The 17201-nt window shown below is 74.7% G+C and carries 15 protein-coding genes and 1 tRNA gene; 6 read left to right on the top strand and 10 right to left on the bottom strand.

The window, feature by feature from the left end; genetic code table 11:
* Positions 1–55 precede the first annotated feature (55 nt).
* A complete protein-coding gene (locus AB2U05_RS09755; protein WP_369183033.1) occupies positions 56–1225 on the top strand; it encodes a PP2C family protein-serine/threonine phosphatase in 1170 nt (389 codons plus the stop codon).
* Positions 1226–1331: 106 nt separating this feature from the next.
* On the opposite strand, the gene dhaL is transcribed toward AB2U05_RS09755, so the two are convergent.
* Together dhaL and dhaK are read right to left on the bottom strand one after the other, a co-directional pair.
* On the bottom strand, positions 1332–1973 hold the full coding sequence (gene dhaL / locus AB2U05_RS09750) for a dihydroxyacetone kinase subunit DhaL (protein ID WP_369183032.1): 642 nt from the start codon (positions 1971–1973) through the stop codon (positions 1332–1334).
* Positions 1974–1985: 12 nt separating this feature from the next.
* Positions 1986–2981: a dihydroxyacetone kinase subunit DhaK gene (gene dhaK, locus AB2U05_RS09745; RefSeq protein ID WP_045692756.1), complete on the bottom strand. Its 996-nt coding sequence runs from the start codon at positions 2979–2981 to the stop codon at positions 1986–1988.
* Positions 2982–3113: 132 nt separating this feature from the next.
* Between dhaK and dhaM the strand changes: the two genes are divergently transcribed.
* On the top strand, positions 3114–3509 hold the full coding sequence (gene dhaM / locus AB2U05_RS09740; RefSeq protein WP_045692757.1) for a dihydroxyacetone kinase phosphoryl donor subunit DhaM: 396 nt from the start codon (positions 3114–3116) through the stop codon (positions 3507–3509).
* Here dhaM and AB2U05_RS09735 read toward each other — a convergent pair whose 3' ends face one another.
* The gene (locus AB2U05_RS09735) at positions 3510–5222 is read right to left on the bottom strand and encodes a bifunctional 3'-5' exonuclease/DNA polymerase (protein WP_045709077.1); all 1713 of its coding nucleotides are present in this window, start codon (positions 5220–5222) and stop codon (positions 3510–3512) included.
* A gap of 220 nt (positions 5223–5442) precedes the next feature.
* Between AB2U05_RS09735 and AB2U05_RS09730 the strand changes: the two genes are divergently transcribed.
* Positions 5443–7467 carry a M3 family metallopeptidase gene (locus AB2U05_RS09730; RefSeq protein ID WP_369183031.1) on the top strand — a complete coding sequence of 675 codons (2025 nt, stop codon included), beginning with the start codon at positions 5443–5445 and terminating at the stop codon, positions 7465–7467.
* 3 nt (positions 7468–7470) lie between these two features.
* Here the strand turns inward: AB2U05_RS09730 and AB2U05_RS09725 are convergent, their stop codons facing one another.
* A complete protein-coding gene (locus AB2U05_RS09725; protein WP_369183030.1) occupies positions 7471–8922 on the bottom strand; it encodes a cellulase family glycosylhydrolase in 1452 nt (483 codons plus the stop codon).
* A gap of 138 nt (positions 8923–9060) precedes the next feature.
* The gene (locus AB2U05_RS09720) at positions 9061–9699 is read right to left on the bottom strand and encodes a TetR family transcriptional regulator (protein WP_045692761.1); all 639 of its coding nucleotides are present in this window, start codon (positions 9697–9699) and stop codon (positions 9061–9063) included.
* Between the two features lie 144 nt (positions 9700–9843).
* Here AB2U05_RS09720 and AB2U05_RS09715 point away from each other — a divergent pair, with 144 nt between their 5' ends.
* Positions 9844–11067, top strand: coding sequence for an acyl-CoA dehydrogenase family protein (locus tag AB2U05_RS09715; RefSeq protein WP_045692762.1), 1224 nt, complete (start codon positions 9844–9846; stop codon positions 11065–11067).
* Positions 11068–11082: 15 nt separating this feature from the next.
* Here AB2U05_RS09715 and AB2U05_RS09710 read toward each other — a convergent pair whose 3' ends face one another.
* The 3 genes from AB2U05_RS09710 to AB2U05_RS09700 form a co-directional block, all read right to left on the bottom strand.
* Positions 11083–11700, bottom strand: coding sequence for a phosphatase PAP2 family protein (locus AB2U05_RS09710; protein ID WP_045709081.1), 618 nt, complete (start codon positions 11698–11700; stop codon positions 11083–11085).
* A 157-nt stretch (positions 11701–11857) separates the two neighbouring features.
* Positions 11858–12676, bottom strand: a complete 819-nt coding sequence (locus AB2U05_RS09705) for an enoyl-CoA hydratase/isomerase family protein (RefSeq protein ID WP_078859607.1) — start codon at positions 12674–12676, stop codon at positions 11858–11860.
* A gap of 35 nt (positions 12677–12711) precedes the next feature.
* Positions 12712–13437 (bottom strand): TetR/AcrR family transcriptional regulator, encoded by a 726-nt coding sequence (locus AB2U05_RS09700; RefSeq protein WP_369183029.1) that lies wholly within the window; start codon positions 13435–13437, stop codon positions 12712–12714.
* A gap of 210 nt (positions 13438–13647) precedes the next feature.
* Here AB2U05_RS09700 and AB2U05_RS09695 point away from each other — a divergent pair, with 210 nt between their 5' ends.
* Positions 13648–15174, top strand: a complete 1527-nt coding sequence (locus AB2U05_RS09695) for an MFS transporter (protein ID WP_369185930.1) — start codon at positions 13648–13650, stop codon at positions 15172–15174.
* Between the two features lie 82 nt (positions 15175–15256).
* On the opposite strand, the gene AB2U05_RS09690 is transcribed toward AB2U05_RS09695, so the two are convergent.
* Positions 15257–15814 carry a GNAT family N-acetyltransferase gene (locus tag AB2U05_RS09690; protein ID WP_045692765.1) on the bottom strand — a complete coding sequence of 186 codons (558 nt, stop codon included), beginning with the start codon at positions 15812–15814 and terminating at the stop codon, positions 15257–15259.
* Positions 15815–15926: 112 nt separating this feature from the next.
* On the opposite strand from AB2U05_RS09690, the gene AB2U05_RS09685 reads away from it, so the two are divergent.
* The gene (locus tag AB2U05_RS09685; protein ID WP_369183028.1) at positions 15927–16538 is read left to right on the top strand and encodes a TetR/AcrR family transcriptional regulator; all 612 of its coding nucleotides are present in this window, start codon (positions 15927–15929) and stop codon (positions 16536–16538) included.
* Positions 16539–16731: 193 nt separating this feature from the next.
* Here AB2U05_RS09685 and AB2U05_RS09680 read toward each other — a convergent pair.
* A tRNA-Arg gene (locus AB2U05_RS09680) sits at positions 16732–16807 on the bottom strand.
* Between the last annotated feature and the right edge of the window lie 394 nt (positions 16808–17201).

Genomic DNA, 17201 nt, shown 5'->3' with positions numbered 1-17201 from the left:
GCCGCGCGGGGTGGGCGGATGGGTGGGCGTCGAGATCGTCCCTTATGTTCGATATGTGTTCCCGATCCGCCGCGCCCAGTCCCCCTCGACGCCCACCGCCGCCGGGCTTCCGCCGGGCCGACAGCACGACGCCCTGCTGGCCGCCGACCTTCAGGACGTGCCGTTCTGGCGGCGCGCCACCCCGGCGCTGGTCGCCGTCCTGCTCGTCGCACTCGCGGACTTCCTCACCGGAAAGGACCGTTACCTCGCACCGCTGATGACCGTCGTCCCGGCGATCGCCGCGCTCACCCTCAAGCCCGGTGAACTGCTCGGCATCTGCTCGCTCGGGATCTTCGCCGTCTACGGGCTCAGCGTGTACGACGGCGTCGACAACATCAACGACGAGCGCTTCCTCTACGGTGCGATCGTCAGCTACGTCGTCCTCACGCTCTTCTCGGCCTGGGTCGCCAGGATCCGGATGCGGCGGGCGGCCGCCTTCGCCGCGGTCAGCTCCGTCGCCGAAGCCGCCCAGCGGGCCCTGCTGCGGCTGCCCGGGCCGGTCGTCGGACCGCTGCGCCTGGCCGTCCGGTACGTGTCGGCGGCGGACGCCTCACGGATCGGCGGCGACCTCTACTCGGTGCTGGAGACGCCGCACGGGACCCGGGTCGCGGTCGGGGACGTCCGGGGCAAGGGGCTCGCGGCCGTGCAGACCGCCGCCGTGGTGCTGGGCGCGTTCCGCGAGGCCGCGTACGACGAGGCCGGGCTGCGGGGCGTCGCGGCGCGGATCGAGGCCAGCGTCGAACGGCACGTGCCGGACGGGGAGTTCACCACCGCGCTGTTCGCGGAGTTCCGGGCGCCCGGGGAGATCGAACTGCTGCAGTACGGGCACGTGCCGCCGATCCGCGTCGACGGGGACGGGCGGGCGCACGTGCTGGACGCGCCGGACCCGTGGGTGCCGCTGGGGCTCGGGCGGCTCACGGTGGGGGAGCCGAGCAGTTGGGGGCAGCCGTTCGGGGCGGACGACGTGCTGGTGCTCTGCACGGACGGGGTGATCGAGGCGCGGCACCGCAAGAGCGGGGAGTTCTACCCGCTCGCCGAGCGGGTCGGACCGCTGGTCCGGGGGGCGGCGCGGTCGGCGGGGGAGCTGGAGGCGGCGGTGGGGCGGGTGTACGCGGATCTGCTGGCGCACACGGGTGGGGCGCTGAAGGACGACGCGTTGCTGTTGTTGATCACGCGGTCGGATTGAGATCGAGGGGGAGCGAGGTGGGAGGCCGGAACGCGGGTGGGTGGGGGGCGCCTCGCGCCGTTCCCCGCGCCCCTTGCGGGGCCCGGGGAACGCCGGAAGGAGGGCCTCAGGCGGCGGTGACGTCGGCGAGGGCGCGGAAGAGGAGGGCGGTGGAGGTGGCGCCCGGGTCCTGGTGGCCGATGCTGCGTTCGCCCAGGTAGGAGGCGCGGCCCTTCCGGGCCCGGAGGGGGACGGTGTCGCGGGCGCCCCGGTCGGCGGCGTCGGCCGCGGCCGCGGCGGCTTCGGGGAGGGTGGCGCCGGCGGCGGCCGCGTCGCACAGGGCGGCGACGGCCGGGGCCCAGGCGTCGACGATGGTCTTGTCCCCGGGTTCGGCCTTGCCGAGGGCGCGGACGGCGTCCAGGCCGGCGGCCAGGGCGTCGGCGAGGGCGGCCGGGCCGGCGGGCCCGGGGAGGGCGGCGCCGATGGCGCGGAAGGCCTTGCCGTAGAGCGGGCCGGAGGCGCCGCCGACCTTGGAGACGAGGGTGGTGCCGGCCTTGGTGAGGACGGCGCCGGGGTCGGTCGGTCGGAGGCCGTCCAGGGCGGTGAGGACGGCGGCGAAGCCGCGCTGGAGGTTGCTGCCGTGGTCGCCGTCGCCGATCGCGGAGTCGAGCTCGGTGAGCCGGGCCCGTTCCTTCTCGACGGCGGCGGCGATCGCGCGGATCCAGGCTTCGGCGAGCGAGGAGTCGAACAGCTGCGGGTCGAAGTCCATGCCGGGTCCTCCTCAGGCCCGCTTGAGGGCGGGGGTGTCGGCCGGGGCGTCCCAGAGTTCGAGCAGTTGGGTGTCGGCCTTGGTGAGCGTGAGGGAGAAGCCGGCCATGTCGAGGCTGGTCACGTAGTTGCCGACCAGGCTGCGGGCGACGGTGATGCCGTGGGCGGCGAGCCGGGCGGCGACCTCGCCGTAGACCACGTACAGCTCCAGCAGCGGCGTCGCGCCGAGGCCGTTGAGCAGGGCGATCACCTCGTCGCCCGGGGTGAGGTGGTGATCGGCGAGGACGGTCTCGACGACCTCGGCGGCGAGGTCGCGGGCCGGGCGCAGCTTCTCGCGGCGGCGGCCGGGCTCGCCGTGGATGCCGACGCCGACCTCGATCTCGTCCTCGGGCAGGTCGAAGCCGGGTTTGCCGGCGGCCGGGACGGTGGCCGCGCCGAGGGCGATCGCGAAGGAGCGGGAGGCGGCGTTGACCCGTTCGCCCAGGGCGGCCACCTCGTCCAGGCCGGCGCCGCGTTCGGCCAGCGCGCCGGCCGTCTTCTCGACCAGGACGGTGGCGCCGGTGCCGCGGCGGCCGGCCGTCCAGGTGGAGTCCTCGACCGCGACGTCGTCGTTGACCAGGACGGTGCGGACCTCCAGGCCCTCCTCGGCGGCGAGTTCGGCGGCCAGCTCGAAGTTCATCACGTCGCCGGTGTAGTTCTTCACGATGAAGACGACCCCGGCGCCGTTCTCGACGGCCTTGGCGGCGGCCAGCATCTGGTCCGGGACGGGTGAGGTGAACACCTCGCCGGGGCAGGCGGCGTCGAGCATGCCGGTGCCGACGAAGCCGCCGTGCAGCGGCTCGTGGCCGGAGCCGCCGCCGGAGATCAGCGCGACCTTGGGGCCGGCCGGGCGGGCGGCGCGGGTGATCACCCGGTTGGGGATGTCCACCGTCAACTCGGGGTGGGCGGCGGCCACTCCGGCCAGCGCGTCCTCCAGGACGCTCTCCGGGGTGTTGATCAGCTTCTTCACGACGCTTCGCTCCCTCGGCAGACGGCTGCTGGACCCGACGCTACGCCAGACGGGGGTGCTGGGCACGGGGTGCGACACGCGGGTTTCCGGTCACTCTCCCGGAGCAGCGCGTTCGGCCGTAGGGTCGCCGGCATGAGCGAACACGTGGGGATTGTTCTGGTGTCGCACAGTGCCGCGCTGGCGGCCGGGCTGCGCGAGCTGCTCGGCGAACTCGCCTCGGACGGCGTGCGGGTGGTGGTCGCGGCGGGGACGGAGGACGGCGGGCTCGGCACCAGCTACGAGCTGATCGCCGGTGCGATCGCGGAGGCGGACGGCGGGGCGGGCGTGGTCGTGCTGCCGGACCTGGGCAGCTCGGTGCTGACCGCCGTGACGGTGCTGGAGGACGAGCCGCGGCCGGGCGTGCGGCTGGTGGACGCGCCGTTCGTGGAGGGCGCGGTGGCGGCCGCCGTCACCGCCTCGACCGGGGCGGGCCTGGCCGAGGTGGTCGCGGCGGCCGAGGACGCGCGGACCTTCCGCAAGCTGCCGTAGCTACTTCGCGTCCGCGTAGCAGTCCACCACCGCCGTGCTGAGCGGGAACCGCACCGGGGTGTCGCCGAAGACCAGCCGCCGGGCCTCCTCGGCGGCCTCGGCGACGGCGGCGGCGACCTCGTCGGCGAGGTTGGCCGGGGTGTGCACCATCACCTCGTCGTGCTGGAAGAACACCAGGTGCGGGCGGTCCGCCGGGCCGGCCGCGGGCAGGTCGTGGAGGCGGCGGCGCAGCGCGGCGAGCAGGGCGAGCGCCCAGTCGGCGGCGCTGGCCTGGATGACGTAGTTGCGGGTGAAGCGCCCCCGGGCGCGGGCGGTGCGGCCGCCGGCCTCGCCCGCCGTGTCGGCCTCGGTGAGGTCGAGGAAGGCGGCGGTGGCGGGCGGGCAGACCCGGCCGAGCCGGGAGGCGACCGTGCCGCCGTCCTCGCCGGTGCGGGCGGCGGCCTCGACGTAGCCCATCGCGGCCGGGTAGCGGCGGCGCAGGGTGTTCAGCAGCGGGCCGATGTCGCCGCTGGTCTGCCCGTACATGGCGCCGAGCAGGCCGAGCTTGGCCTTGTCGCGGTCGCCCTGGAAGGCGGTGACGGCCAGCGCCTCGTACAGGTCGCCGCCGGCGGCGGTGCGGGCCAGCCCGGCGTCCTGGGAGAGCGCGGCGAGGACGCGCGGCTCCAGTTGGGCGGCGTCGGCGACGACCAGCAGCCAGCCCGGGTCGGCGACGACGGCGCGGCGCAGGATGCGCGGGATCTGCAGGGCGCCGCCGCCGCGGCTGGCCCAGCGGCCTGAGACCACCCCGCCGACCACGTACTCGGGCCGGAAGCGGCCGCCGCGGGCCCAGGCGTCCTGCCAGGCCCAGCCGTGCGCGACGTGGATCCGGGCGAGCTCCTTGTAGCGGATCAGCAGCGCGGCGGCCGGGTGGTCGATTCCCTTGAGCTCCCAGGAGCGGGTGGAGCCGAGCTGGATGCCGGCCTCGGCGAAGGCGCGCAGCACCTGGGTGTGCGAGTCGGGGTTGAACGGCTTGGCGCCGAGGGCGTGCTGGAGCTCGACGGCGAGCTCGGCGAGCCGCCTCGGCTGGGCGCCGGGGACGGTCGGGCGCGGGCCGAGCAGCTCGGTGAGCAGCCGGTCGTGGACGTCGGTGCGCCAGGGCAGGCCGTCGTGCGCGATCTCGGCGGCGACCAGCGCGCCGGCCGACTCGGCGGCCGCGAGCAGCCGGAACCGCTGCCGGGCGGCCGGGTCGGCGATCGCGGCGATCCGGCGCTGCTGCTCGGCGTGCACGGCGACCACGGCCGTCAGCGGGTCGGCGCCGGGCGGCAGTTGCAGCCGGTCGGGGGCGAACAGGGTGTCCTGCCCGTCGTCGGCGTCGGCCAGGCCGGGCTCGGGCAGGTCGTCCGGCACGGGCAGGCCGCGCAGCCGGGACCAGGCGGCGCCGAGCGAGCGGGGCGCGCCGAAGCGGCCCTCGTGCGCCAGCAGCAGGGGCTCGACCAGCCGCAGGTCGTGGCAGCGGGCGAGCCGGTCGGGCAGCCGGGGCAGCAGCGGGGCGTACGCGCTGTCGGCGGCGGCCCAGACCCAGCGCGGGCGGTCGGCGGCCTCCCGGGCGGCGACGGCGGCGGCGAGGTCGGGGACGGCCTCGGGCGGGCCGAGCGGCGTGCCGGCGTCGTCCAGCGGCTGGAGGCGGCCGCCGGGGCCGTGCGGGTCGGGCGCGAGGGCGGTTCTGGGGGCCACGGGCGGGCGCCTCCTCTCCGGTGGGCGGGGTGCGGTGCTGCGGGGGTGCGGCGGGGCGCGCTGCGGGGTGCGCTGCGGGTGTGCGGGGCCGTGCCGGCGCGCGGCGTCGACGTTAGCGGGTGGGTACGACAATCCCGGCAAGCCCCGGTCCCGGGCGCCCGCGGCGCCGCGCGTCCAAAACGTATGGGCAGGGTGGGTGACGGCGCGTATGGTCGGCGAAATGACCGAGAACCCGTTCTTCGAGGCCAGCCGGCTGGCCTACGAACTGCCGCCCTTCGCCGAGATCCGCGAGGAGCACTACCTGCCCGCCTTCGAGCGCGGGATGGCCGAGCAGTTGGCCGAGATCGAGGCGATCACCGACACCCGGAGCGTGCCGACCTTCGACAACACCCTGCTGGCGCTGGAGCGTTCCGGGGAACTGCTGCGGCGGGTGCGCGTGGTGTTCGACAACCAGGCGTGCTCCGACACCACCGACCTGCTGGACGAGGTGGACGCGAAGGTCAGCCCGCTGCTGGCCGCGCACCACGACGCGATCCACCTCGACCGCCGGCTGTTCGAGCGGATCGAGGCGCTGTACGAGGCCCGCGCCGACCTCGGCCTGGACGCGGAGTCGCAGCGGCTGCTGCAGCGCCGCTACGACGACTTCGTCCGCTCCGGCGCCCGGCTGGGCGAGGCCGAGCAGGCCCGGCTGCGCGAGCTGAACGCCGAACTCGCCGTGCTCGGCACGACCTTCCAGCAGAACGTGAACGCCGCCACCCGCGCCGCCGCCCTCGTGCTGGACTCCGCCGAGGAGCTGGCCGGGCTGTCCGAGGGCGCGATCGCCGGCGCCGCCGAGAACGCCCGGGTGCTCGGGCACGACGGCAAGTACGTGCTGAGCCTGAAGAACACCTCCACCCAGCCCGAACTCGCCCAGCTGACCGACCGGTCGGTGCGCGAGCGGCTGCTCGCCGCCTCGCTCGGCCGGGCCGGCGACACCAACGGCCCGCTGGCGATCCGGACGGCCGCGCTGCGCGCCGAGCGGGCCGCGCTGCTGGGCCACCCGAGCCACGCCGCGTACGTGGTGGCGGACGAGACGGCCGGCACCGTCGAGGCCGTGGACGGGCTGCTGCGCCGCCTGGTGGAGCCGGCCGTGGCGAACGCCCGCCGGGAGGCCGAGGAGCTGGCCGGCGTGGCGGCCGCGGACGGGGTCGAGGAGATCGCCGCGCACGACTGGGCGTACTACTCGGAGAAGGTCCGGCAGGCCTCCTACCAGGTGGACGCGGCGGTGCTGCGCCCGTACTTCGAGCTGGAGCGGGTGCTGCGCGACGGCGTGTTCTTCGCCGCGAAGCTCGCGTACGGCCTGGAGTTCGCCGAGCGGCCGGACCTCACCGCGCACCACCCGGACGCCCGGGTCTTCGAGGTGTTCGAGGAGGACGGCACCGCGCTGGGCCTGTTCATCGGCGACTTCCACGCCCGGGCGTCCAAGCGCGGCGGGGCGTGGATGGACTCGCTGGTCACCCAGTCCCGGATGACCGGGCGGCGGCCGGTGGTGCTGAACAACCTCAACATCCCGCGCCCGGCGCCCGGCGAGCCGGTGCTGCTGACCTGGGACGAGGTGCGCACGCTGTTCCACGAGTTCGGGCACGCGCTGCACGGGCTGTTCTCGGACGTCGAGTACCCGCTGTTCGCGGGCACCTCGGTGCCCCGGGACTTCGTCGAGTTCCCGTCGCAGGTCAACGAGATGTGGATGGTCCGGCCCGAGGTGCTGGCCAACTACGCGCGCCACCACGAGACCGGGGAGCCGCTGCCGGCCGAGCTGGTCGAGCGGATGGCGGCGGCCGAGGGCTTCGGGCAGGGCTTCCGGACGGTGGAGTACCTGGCGGCCACGCTGCTGGACTGGGCCTGGCACACCGTGCCGCAGGGCCAGGAGGTCGCGGACGCCGAGGAGTTCGAGGCGCGGGCGCTCGCCGACGTCGGGCTGGCGGTGCCGGCGATCCCGCCGCGCTACCGGACGGCGTACTTCCAGCACGTCTTCTCCAGCGGCTACAGCGCGGCGTACTACGCGTACATCTGGTCCGAGGTGCTGGACGCCGACACCGTGCGGTGGTTCGAGACCAACGGCCGGTCGGTGCGGGAGAGCGGCGAGCTGTTCCGGCGCGAGCTGCTGGCGCGCGGGTTCAGCCGGGACCCGCTGGAGTCCTTCCGCGCGGTGGTCGGCCGGGCGCCGGACACCGCGCCGCTGCTGGCCCGGCGGGGGCTCGCATGATCCTCATCCGGGGGTGAGCGTCACCGTGACCGGGGTGCCCGGGCGGGCGTGCGGGAGCCGGATCCGGACCGTTCCCGCCCGCCCGGGCGCGGGCTGGTCGACCTCGACCCGGGCGTCGGCCGGGGTGACGGCGGCCCGGGCGCCGCGTGGGAACGCGGAAGGCGGCAGGACGAGTTCGCTGTCGCGCCCGGTGCCGTCGGCGCTCCAGCGGACGGTGGAGCCGTCCGTGCGCACGCCGGTGCCGGCGACGGCCGCCGGGTACGGGCCGAAGGCGGGCTCGTCGCCGGGGGCGGGGTTCCCGGCCCGGTCCAGCGCGCAGTAGCCGCCGTCGCCCCGGCACCAGTACCACATCGTCCAGCCCTCGGCGAAGCCGTCCATCGCGGCGACCTGGCGGCGGACCAGCTCCCGGTTGCCGGGCGTGCGGGAGTTCGGCGGGCCCCACTCGCCGACCAGGACGGGCAGCCGGTGGGCGGCCGGGTAGGCGGTGATCGCGGCCGTGTACTGCTCGACGAAGCCGTCCGCCCCGTCCCAGTCGGCGCCGTTCTCCACGGCGGTGTCGTAGAAGTGTGGGGCGTAGCCGAGCCGGGGCGCGCCGGGGCGCGGGTCGGTGAAGCCGGGCAGCCGCGTCGGTACGCCCTGGCCGACCAGGACGGTCGGTTCGACGAACAGCCAGGCGTGGGTGTCGGCCCGGCGGACGGCGGCGATCAGCCGGCGGTACATGTCGGCGAGCCGGCCGCTCTCCAGGGCGGCGGAGGCGGCGGCGAGCACGGCCGGGTCGGTCGGGTCGCCGTCCACCGGGCCGAACGGCTCGTTGAACAGGTCGTAGCCCAGCAGCGAGCGGTGGCCGCGCAGTTCGCGGGCGAGCCGGGTGTAGAAGTCGGCCTGCCAGGCGCGCAGGTCGGGGTCGTCGTAGAGGTGGCGGAAGGCGGCCTGGACGGCGGGCTGGAAGTAGCCCGCGAACCAGTCGTCCGGGTCGGGGGTGAAGGGCAGTCCGTCGTCGCGGGTGGCCCAGACCGGGATGCCGTTCGTGCCGCCGCCGAACTTCGGCCCGTAGACGTCCTGGTGGAGGTCGACCAGGACGAGCAGGCCCGCGCGGTCGGCCCGGTCGAGGAGGCCTTGCAGCCGGTGCAGTTCGGCGGGGTCGAGGCGGCCGCGCTCGGGCTCCAGCCTGGTCCAGGAGACGGGCAGCCGGACGAGGGTGAAGCCCTGTGCGGCGATGGAGGCGAGGTCGGCCTCGGTGGCCTCGGCGTACTTGTCGAGGTTGAAGCCGCGCAACCGGAGGTGCCGGCCCCGGGCGTCGGTGAGGGCGGTGCGGCCGTCCGGGGCGGTGGCCGTCCCGGTGGGGAAGCGGTCGGGGGCGCCGCCGTGGGCCTCGCCGTGGGCGGAGGCCGGGGTGGCGGTCAGCGTGGCGGTGGCGGCGAGCAGCAGGGCGACGGCGGTGCGGCGCAGGCGCATCGGGGGACCTCGCACGGCGGGGGACGGGGCCCGATGATGCCCCCGGCGCCGGTCGCGGCACAAGGGGCGTGCGCCTACGGGGAGTTGGGCAGCGGAAGTTCGGTAGGGGAGTTCGGCAGGGGAGTCCGGCAGCGGGGTTCAGCCGGCGTCCGGCTCGGCCTCGGGCTCGACCGGGATGGTGGGCAGGACGGCGGTGGGCAGGTCGGCGGCGGCGGCCAGGCGCCCCCAGAGCAGGTCGGCCAGGGCCTGCACCATGCGGGTGCGCGAGCAGGGCCGGCTCTCCAGCCACCAGTCCCCGGCGGCCAGCACCATGCCGGTGATGCCCCGGCCCCAGGCCTCGGCGAGCAGGTCGCGGTCGGCGCCGAGGTCGATCTGGCCCTGGACGGCCCGGGTGATCTCCTCGGCGATCTGCTTGAGCGCGGGGGCGAGCGCGTTGCCCGCGCCGGTGGGGTCGCCCGGTTCGGGGTGGGTGAGCAGCCGGTAGACCTGGGGGCGGGCCTCGATGCCGGCCAGGTAGGTGTCCAGGACGTGCTCGACCCGGTCGCGGCGCTCCAGCGGTTCGGCGAGGGCGGCCCGGACGGCGGCGAGCAGGCCGCCGGTGTGGCGCTCGGTGAGGGCGCTGATCAGGCCGTTCCGGTCGCCGAAGTGCCGGTAGAGGATCGGCTTGGTGATGCCGGCCTCGGCGGCGATGGCGTTCATGCTGGCGCCCGGCCCGTCGCGCTGGATGACCCGGTCGGCGGCGTTGAGCAGTTGCTCGCGTCTGGGCTCTCGGGACATGCGCTTCTCCTGGGAGTCGGGGTCGGTCCGGGGGTTGACACCGGTCTGGGCGTTGACACCGGTTACCAACAAGTAGCAGACTCCGACGATGTTACCGGAGGTAACACCCTGGTCGGCCGTACCCCTTCCTCGGAGGCAAGCACCATGAGCAGCACGTTCTCGCTGGACCCGGGCGCGGACCAGCTCGCCGTACGCGACTGGCTGCACGGCTTCGCCGCCGACGTGGTCCGCCCGGCCGCGGCCGAGTGGGACGAGCGCGAGGAGACCCCCTGGCCGATCATCCAGGAGGCCGCCAAACTGGGCGTCTACTCGCTGGAGTTCTACGCCCAGCAGTACTTCGACCCCTCCGGCGTCGGCATCCCGATCGCCATGGAGGAGCTGTTCTGGGGCGACGCGGGCATCGGCCTGGCCATCGTCGGCACCACATTGGGCGCCGTCGCGGTGCTCGCCAACGGCACCGACGAGCAGATCGGCACCTGGACCCCGCAGATGTTCGGCACGCCGGACGACGTCAAGCTGGGCGCCTTCTGCGCCTCCGAGCCGGACGCGGGCTCCGACGTCGCCTCGATGCGCACCCGGGCGGTGTACGACGGGGCCAAGGACGAGTGGGTGCTGAACGGCACCAAGACCTGGGTCACCAACGGCGGCATCGCCGACGTGCACGTGGTGGTCGCCTCCGTCGACCCGGAGCTGGGCGCGCGCGGGCACGCCTCCTTCGTGGTGCCGCCGGGCACCCCCGGGCTGAGCCAGGGCCAGAAGTTCAAGAAGCACGGCATCCGCGCCTCGCACACCGCCGAGGTGGTGCTGGACGGCGTCCGGCTGCCCGGCAGCTGCCTGCTCGGCGGCAAGGAGAAGCTGGACGAGCGGCTGGCGCGGGCCCGCGAGGGCGTGCGCCGCAGCGGCCGCGGCAACGCGGCGATGGCCACCTTCGAGGCCTCCCGCCCGGCGGTCGGCGCGCAGGCGGTCGGCGTCGCCCGGGCCGCGTACGAGGTGGCGCTGGACTACGCGACCACCCGGGAGCAGTTCGGCCGGGCGATCATCGAGAACCAGGGCGTGGCCTTCCAGCTCGCCGACATGAAGACCCGGATCGACGCGGCCCGGCTGCTGGTGTGGCGGGCGTCCTGGATGGCGGCCAACAACCAGCCGTTCACCGCCGCCGAGGGCTCGATGTCCAAGCTGTACGCGGGTGAGACGGCCAGGTTCGTCACCACCCAGGCGATGCAGCTCCTCGGCGGCAACGGCTTCACCCGGGAGTACCCGGTGGAGCGGATGCACCGGGACAGCGCGATCTACACCGTGTTCGAGGGGACCAGCGAGATCCAGCGGCTGGTCATCGCCCGGGCGATCTCGGGGAAGCCGATCCGCTGAACGCCCCCGTGAGTGCTAGCGGGCCAGCCAGAAGGTGAGCCCGGCGGTGAGCGCGCCCACCGCCGCGCCGACGATCGTCTGCGCGGTGGTGTGGTCCCGCAGCACCACGCGGGACCAGCCGATCAGCGCGACGCCCGGGTAGAGCAGCAGCCACAGCGGGCCGAGCGCGATGCCCAGGCAGACCACCGCGCCGCCGGCGACGGCGGTGTGCACCGAGACCTTCCACCAGACGGTGATCACCAGGATCGGGATCAGCGAGGCGAACATCGCCGCCACCATCGCCGTCAGGTCGGCGGGGGCGTGGGCCAGGATCATCACCGTGAAGCTGACGGCGACCGAGCCCATGATGAACGGGATGACGGTCAGCCGGCGCTGCCGGTGGCCGACGTGGCGGTCCTCGAGGGTGCCCTTGCGGATGCCGCGCTGGATGAACAGGGTCGGAATGACGGCCGCGAACAGCGCGGCGAAGGCGGCCCAGGCCAGGCCCTTCCAGCCGTAGCGGACGGCGCCCATCAGCAGGCAGACCGCGATGATCACGTTCTTCGGCTCGACGCCGTCGGTGATCCGCCGGGCCCAGACCGTCCGGGGGGTGGCGGCGGTCCGGGACTCGGCCGTCGTGGGCTCGGTGGTCATCGGCGGTGTGCTCCAGGCGGTGTGGATCGATCCTTGTCGGACGATCGTATTTTCCTGGGGCGGAGTTTCAGAATCGGCGGCGGCTCGGAGCCGCGGTCGGGCACCGCCGCGGCTCGGAGTCGGCGGTTCGGAGCCGCGGTCGGGCATCGGTGGCGGTTCAGAACCGGGGCGGGCGGCCCTCCAGGAAGGCGGCCAGGCCCTCGCGCACGTCGCCGTCCTCGCGGGAGCGGCGCTCCCACGGGGCCAGCGCCTCGGCCGCCCGCTCGGCCGGGACGGCGAGCGCGGCCTTCACCGCGCCGATGGTCTGCGTCGAGCGGGCGGTCAGCAGCCGGGCGAACTCCAGCGCGGCGGCGTCCAGTTCGGCGGCCGGCAGGACGCGTTCGGCCAGGCCCAGCGGCAGCGCGTCCCGGCCGCGCACCAACTCCCCGGAGAACAGCAGGTACTTGGCCCGGGCCGGGCCGATCAGCCGGGCCAACCGCAGGGTCGGCACCGCCGGGTAGACCACGCCGAGCTTGGCCGGGGTGATCCCCAGCCGGGCGTCCTCGGCGACGAACCGCAGGTCGCAGGCGACGGCCAACTGGCAGCCGCCGCCCACGCAGGCGCCGTGCACCACGGCGATCGTCGGGTGCGGGAAGGCGGCCAGCGCCTCCTCGGCGGCGACGTTGATCGCGTGGTAGGCGTCCGCGTGCTCCGGATCGCCGTACACGTCGGCGAGTTCGGTGATGTCCGCGCCCGCGCTGAAGGTGTTCCCGGCGCCGGTCAGCAGCAGGGCGCGCACGCCCTCGTGCGCGGCGAGCTGCTTCAGCACCTCGGGCAGCGCCCGCCAGATCGCCAGGGTCACTGCGTTGCGGCGGTGCGGGCGGGCGAACTCCAGCACCGCGACGCCGTCCGCGCCGACGTAGGCGTTCAGGCCCTCCGCCCGGGCGGGCACGGCGGAGCGGTCCCGTACGAGCAGCGGCTGGTCTGGCCGGTCCATGGCGCACCTCCGGAGGGTCGTGTGCGCCCACTCTCTCAGGCGGCGCCGACGCCGTCCGACGCGGGTGCGGCCACGGCGGCGCAGTAGTCGCCGAGGCCGTGTTCGAGCAGGGCGAAGGCGCGGCGGGCCTCGTCGAGCGCGGCGGGCAGGGCGTCCGCGGCGCGCTCGCCGGCCAGCATCCGCCGGTGGTTCCCGGTGATCAGCGCCACCCGGGCGGCCAGCAGCTGGGCGGTGGCGACGCGGGCGGTCAGCTCGTCGTGCGCCGGGTCCTGGGCGAGCAGTTCGGCGGCCAGCAGGGACGACGCGACGCGGTCGTAGCCGTGGGTGGCGCGCAGGGCGAGTGCCGGGGTGCGGTGGATCAGCCGGACCACGTCGAGCACGGTCCCGTCGTCGTTCAGCCCCGAGGCCGGATCGAAGCGCTCCAGCGCGGCCGTGAAGTGCTCGCGCAGCGCGACCACCGCCGAGGTGCCCGGCGCGCGCTCGCGCACCACCCGGGCCGGCTCGTCGAGGTGCTGCTCCATCGGGCCCATGACCAGGTCTTCCTTGCTGGGGAAGTAGTTGAAGACGGTCATCTTGGACACCTCGGCGGCGGCCGCGATCTCGGCGACCGAGACCTGGTCGAAGTCCCGCTCGGTGAACAGCCGGATGGCGGTGCGGAAGATCCGCAGGCCGGTCTGGATCTTCTTGCGCTCACGCAGCGGGAGCGCGTCGAGGTCGGGGATGCGGTCGGGGCCGAGGTCCAGTCCGGATTGCTTCGCCATGCCGGGACTGTACCAGGCTCAAAGGTTGACCGGGAAGAAGCATGTGCCTGGCTCAAAGATTGGTCGAGATGAAGAGTTGACCCGGTCCAAAAAGACGTGCCATGGTGAGGACGTGCCGCCGGCCGCTCCGGCCCGGCGCGAACTCCACCGACCATGGGGGGACTTGAGATGACGACCGCCGTCCTCGGACAGCCCGGCGCGACCGAGCTGATGACACCCGTCCGGCGCAGGCTGGGCATGCTGCTCTGCCTGATCACGATCGTGCTGGCGGTGCTGGACATGAACATCGTGTCGGCGGCCACCGTGCCGATCGTCCGCGACCTCGACCCCGTCCACGGCGTCGACCGGCTGCCCTGGCTGATCAGCGCGTTCGCCCTCGCCGCCACCGCGCTGCTGCCGCTCTACGGCAAGCTCTGCGACATGTACGGCGCCAAGCGCGTGCTGATGGGCGCGGTCGCCACCTTCCTGCTCGGCTCCGGGCTCTGCGGGGCGGCGCAGTCGATGGAGCAGCTGATCGCCTTCCGTGCCCTGCAGGGCATCGGCGGCGGCGGGCTGATGAGCGTCACCATGGTCGTCATCGCCCAGTTCAAGGGGCCCGGCCCCGGCAGCAAGGGCAAGGGCAGCGCGATGGGCGGGATCATCGCCGGCATCGGCATGGCGGTCGGCCCGCTGGTCGGCGCGCTGCTCACCGACCACCTCAGCTGGCGCTGGATCTTCTGCGTCAACCTGCCGCTCGGCGTGCTGGTGCTGGTCGGCGTCGCCCTGGTGATCAAGCTGCCGAAGGCGGCCGGCCGAGGCGGCCTGGACTTCCTCGGCGCGGCCCTGGCCGCCGCCTTCGCGGTCGGCCTGCTGCTGGTCACCGAGTGGGGCGGCAAGGACTACGGCTGGACGTCCCCGGTGATCCTCGGGCTGGCCGCCGGCACGCTGGCCCTGTTCGGCCTCTTCCTCTGGCGCCAGGCCGTCGCCGCCCAGCCGGTGCTGCCGCTGTCGCTGTTCCGGATCCCCGCGGTGCGGCTGGGCTTCGCGATCCAGGGCCTGACCGGGATGGGCATGATCGGCTCGATCGTCCAGGTGATGCTCTACCTGCAGGTCGCCCGCGGCGTCGCCCCGACCACGGCCAGCCTGTACCTGATCCCGATGGCGGTCGGGATGACCGTCTCCGGCCTGCTGGTCGGCAAGCTGCTCGCCCGGAGCCACTCGCTGGGGGTCTTCCTGCTGGCCGGCGCGGCCTGCGCGGCGCTCGCCATGCTGCTGCTGGGCCTCAGCGGGCCGGACACCCCGCTGGTCGCGGTGCTCGCCGAACTCGCCCTGCTGGGCGCCGGGTTGGGCCAGCTGATCGGCCAGCTGATCACGGTGGTGCAGGACGCCGCGCCCCAGCACCAGTTGGGCGTCGCGACCACCGGCATCCGGTTCTTCCAGAACCTCGGCAACGCGCTCGGCGCGGCGCTGTTCGGCAGCGTGCTGGCCCGGGTCTTCGCGGCCGGCGAACCGGGGCTGCCGCTCGGCGCGGTGCGCACCCTCACCGGGGAGGCGCACGAGCACGCGGTGCGCAGCTTCACCGAGGCGGTGGACACGGTGTTCCTGGCCGCGGGCGGGGTGCTGGTGCTGGTGGTGCTGCTGGTGTGGCGGCTGCGGGCGGTCGGCGGCGCGCTGCTGGACGGGGACGGGCCCGTGGCGAGCGCGGAGCCGGCGGCGGCGGTGCGGCCGGCGCCGGCGGTCGGCGCGCGGGCGGCCTGAGCGGCCGCCGGGGGAGAGGGCGGTGGAGCGTGCGGCGGGGCCCGGTGGACGGGGAAGGTCCACCGGGCCCCGCCGCACCTGCTCAGTCCCGGGCGGTGGCGGCGGCCCACTCGGGGGCGAGGATCCCCCAGACCTCCTTGTCGTGGCGCACCCCGTTGTGCAGGAACCACTCGCGCAGCACGCCGTCCCGGGTCATGCCGACCCGCTCGGCGACGGCCCGGCTGCGGGCGTTGGCGGCCGAGCACCACCACTCGGCGCGGTGCAGGCCGCGGGTGGTGAAGGCGTAGTCCAGCAGCAGGCGGACGGCGGCGGTGACCAGCCCGCCGCCCTCCCCGGCCGGCTCGGTCCAGGCGCCGATCTCACAGGTGCCGCTCTTGGCGTCGAAGTGCACGAACATCACGCCGCCGACCAGCGTGCCGTCCCGCCAGATGCCGTAGATCCGGCCGGAGTCGGAGTTCTGCCGGTCCGCGTAGCGCTGCAGGGTGGAGCGGGCCGACTCCAGGTCGGTGGAGAAGCTCGCCCACGGGATCCACGGGTCGATGTGGGCGCGGCCGCGCTCGATGTGGGCGAGGAACTCGGGGGCCTGCCACGGCTCCAGGGGGCGCAGTTCGGCGTTCTCGGCGAGCGGTACGGCAAACACGGGCGGGGCCTCTCCGGTGGGGCGGAACGGTCGGGGGAGCCATCCGGCGGTCGGGGACCGCGCGGTGCTCGGAACCATTCATAACAAACGTTTGGTATGTACGATAGCCCCCATGACGCCAGCCCGTGGAGACCATGACGCCCGCCGCTCGGAAGTCTCCGAGGGGGTGTGGCGGGTGCTGTCCACCCGGGGCTTTGAAGGCCTCACGCTGCGCGCCGTGGCCGCCGAACTTGGGGCCTCCACCGGGCTGCTGACGCACTACTTCCCGAACAAGAAGGCCCTGCTCAGCCACGCGCTGGAGGAGCTGGACCGCCGCTCCGCCACCCGGCCCCGGCGCGCCGCCCCGGCGGACGGCAGCCCCCCGCCGCCGCCCGGCCTGGCCCGGCTGCGCGCGGCGCTGCTGGACGTGCTGCCGCTGGACGGCGCCGCCGTGGCCGGCAACCGGATCTGGGTCGGCTCCTGGGACGTCGCGCTGGCCGACCCGGACCTCGCGCTGGCGCACGCGGGCCGCTACGGGCGCTCGCGGGAGGCGCTGACGGCGCACGTGGTGGAGGCCCAGCGGCTCGGCGAGCTCCCGGCGGACGCCGATCCCGCGGACCTCGCCGCCGGGGCGCAGGCCTTCGCGCTCGGCCTGGTCGTGCAGGCACTGTTCGCGCCCGGGGAGTTCCCGGCCGAGCGGCAGGTCGCGCTGCTGGACGGGCACCTGGCGACGCTGGCCCGCTGACCGGTTCCCGGACGGTGCGGCCGGGCCGCTCTCACGACGGGATCGATACGCAAAGTGACGATTCGGGTGCGCCGGGCGCGCGGCCGGCGCACGGTCGGAGGGTGCTGAAGCGATTGGTCCGGGAGATGACCGGGAGAGCCGAATTGGCTACGGAGAGTATCCATCCGCGGGGCTGCCTGCGGGAATTCTCGGGTGGCGCCCCCAGCAGGATTCGAACCTGCGACCTACCGCTTAGAAGGCGGGTGCTCTATCCGCTGAGCTATGGGGGCGGGACGGATCGCGCCGGGCGGGCGTGACCGTGGCCGGGTTCGGATGGCGAGCGCTGGTGCGCGCGCGTCCGGCCCCGTGCCTGAGGGGTGTGGGGGTGGGGGTTGGTGGGCCCTCGCCCTGTCGGGGACAGGATAAGGGTGTCCAGTTGCCGGGCCGGGTGTGACAGCACCGCCGTTGGTGTGTCGGTTCGGTGGAGCGGTCCGATAATCGCAGGTGAAGGCCGTGCGTGCAGCGGTCTGGCGATGTTCCGGGCCGGACGTTGTGCAGTCGTTACGGGGCTGCCGCCCCACCCGTTATGGATTCGACACGGAGAATGCGTCGCCACCGGTGCGGGTGGGGGGTCGTATTCGGGTTGCCGCGGTCGATTGACGTGCGCGGACGGCCGTTCGGGGG

The organism is Streptomyces sp. Y1, from assembly GCF_041053115.1.
In the GTDB taxonomy this organism is placed as follows: domain Bacteria; phylum Actinomycetota; class Actinomycetes; order Streptomycetales; family Streptomycetaceae; genus Kitasatospora; species Kitasatospora rubellomurina.
The sequence above is the reverse complement of the archived record's forward strand: the minus strand, read 5'-3'. Positions and strand labels throughout refer to the sequence as shown.

What these genes read in the sequence shown, in the direction of transcription:
- dhaL (WP_369183032.1), bottom strand. Translation starts at nt 1,973, where the DNA reads ATGGACTTCGACCCGCAGCTGTTCGACTCCTCGCTCGCCGAAGCCTGG.
- dhaM (WP_045692757.1), top strand. Translation starts at nt 3,114, where the DNA reads ATGAGCGAACACGTGGGGATTGTTCTGGTGTCGCACAGTGCCGCGCTG.
- AB2U05_RS09730 (WP_369183031.1), top strand. Translation starts at nt 5,443, where the DNA reads ATGACCGAGAACCCGTTCTTCGAGGCCAGCCGGCTGGCCTACGAACTG.
- AB2U05_RS09725 (WP_369183030.1), bottom strand. Translation starts at nt 8,922, where the DNA reads ATGCGCCTGCGCCGCACCGCCGTCGCCCTGCTGCTCGCCGCCACCGCC.
- AB2U05_RS09720 (WP_045692761.1), bottom strand. Translation starts at nt 9,699, where the DNA reads ATGTCCCGAGAGCCCAGACGCGAGCAACTGCTCAACGCCGCCGACCGG.
- AB2U05_RS09715 (WP_045692762.1), top strand. Translation starts at nt 9,844, where the DNA reads ATGAGCAGCACGTTCTCGCTGGACCCGGGCGCGGACCAGCTCGCCGTA.
- AB2U05_RS09710 (WP_045709081.1), bottom strand. Translation starts at nt 11,700, where the DNA reads ATGACCACCGAGCCCACGACGGCCGAGTCCCGGACCGCCGCCACCCCC.
- AB2U05_RS09705 (WP_078859607.1), bottom strand. Translation starts at nt 12,676, where the DNA reads ATGGACCGGCCAGACCAGCCGCTGCTCGTACGGGACCGCTCCGCCGTG.
- AB2U05_RS09700 (WP_369183029.1), bottom strand. Translation starts at nt 13,437, where the DNA reads ATGGCGAAGCAATCCGGACTGGACCTCGGCCCCGACCGCATCCCCGAC.
- AB2U05_RS09695 (WP_369185930.1), top strand. Translation starts at nt 13,648, where the DNA reads ATGACACCCGTCCGGCGCAGGCTGGGCATGCTGCTCTGCCTGATCACG.
- AB2U05_RS09685 (WP_369183028.1), top strand. Translation starts at nt 15,927, where the DNA reads ATGACGCCAGCCCGTGGAGACCATGACGCCCGCCGCTCGGAAGTCTCC.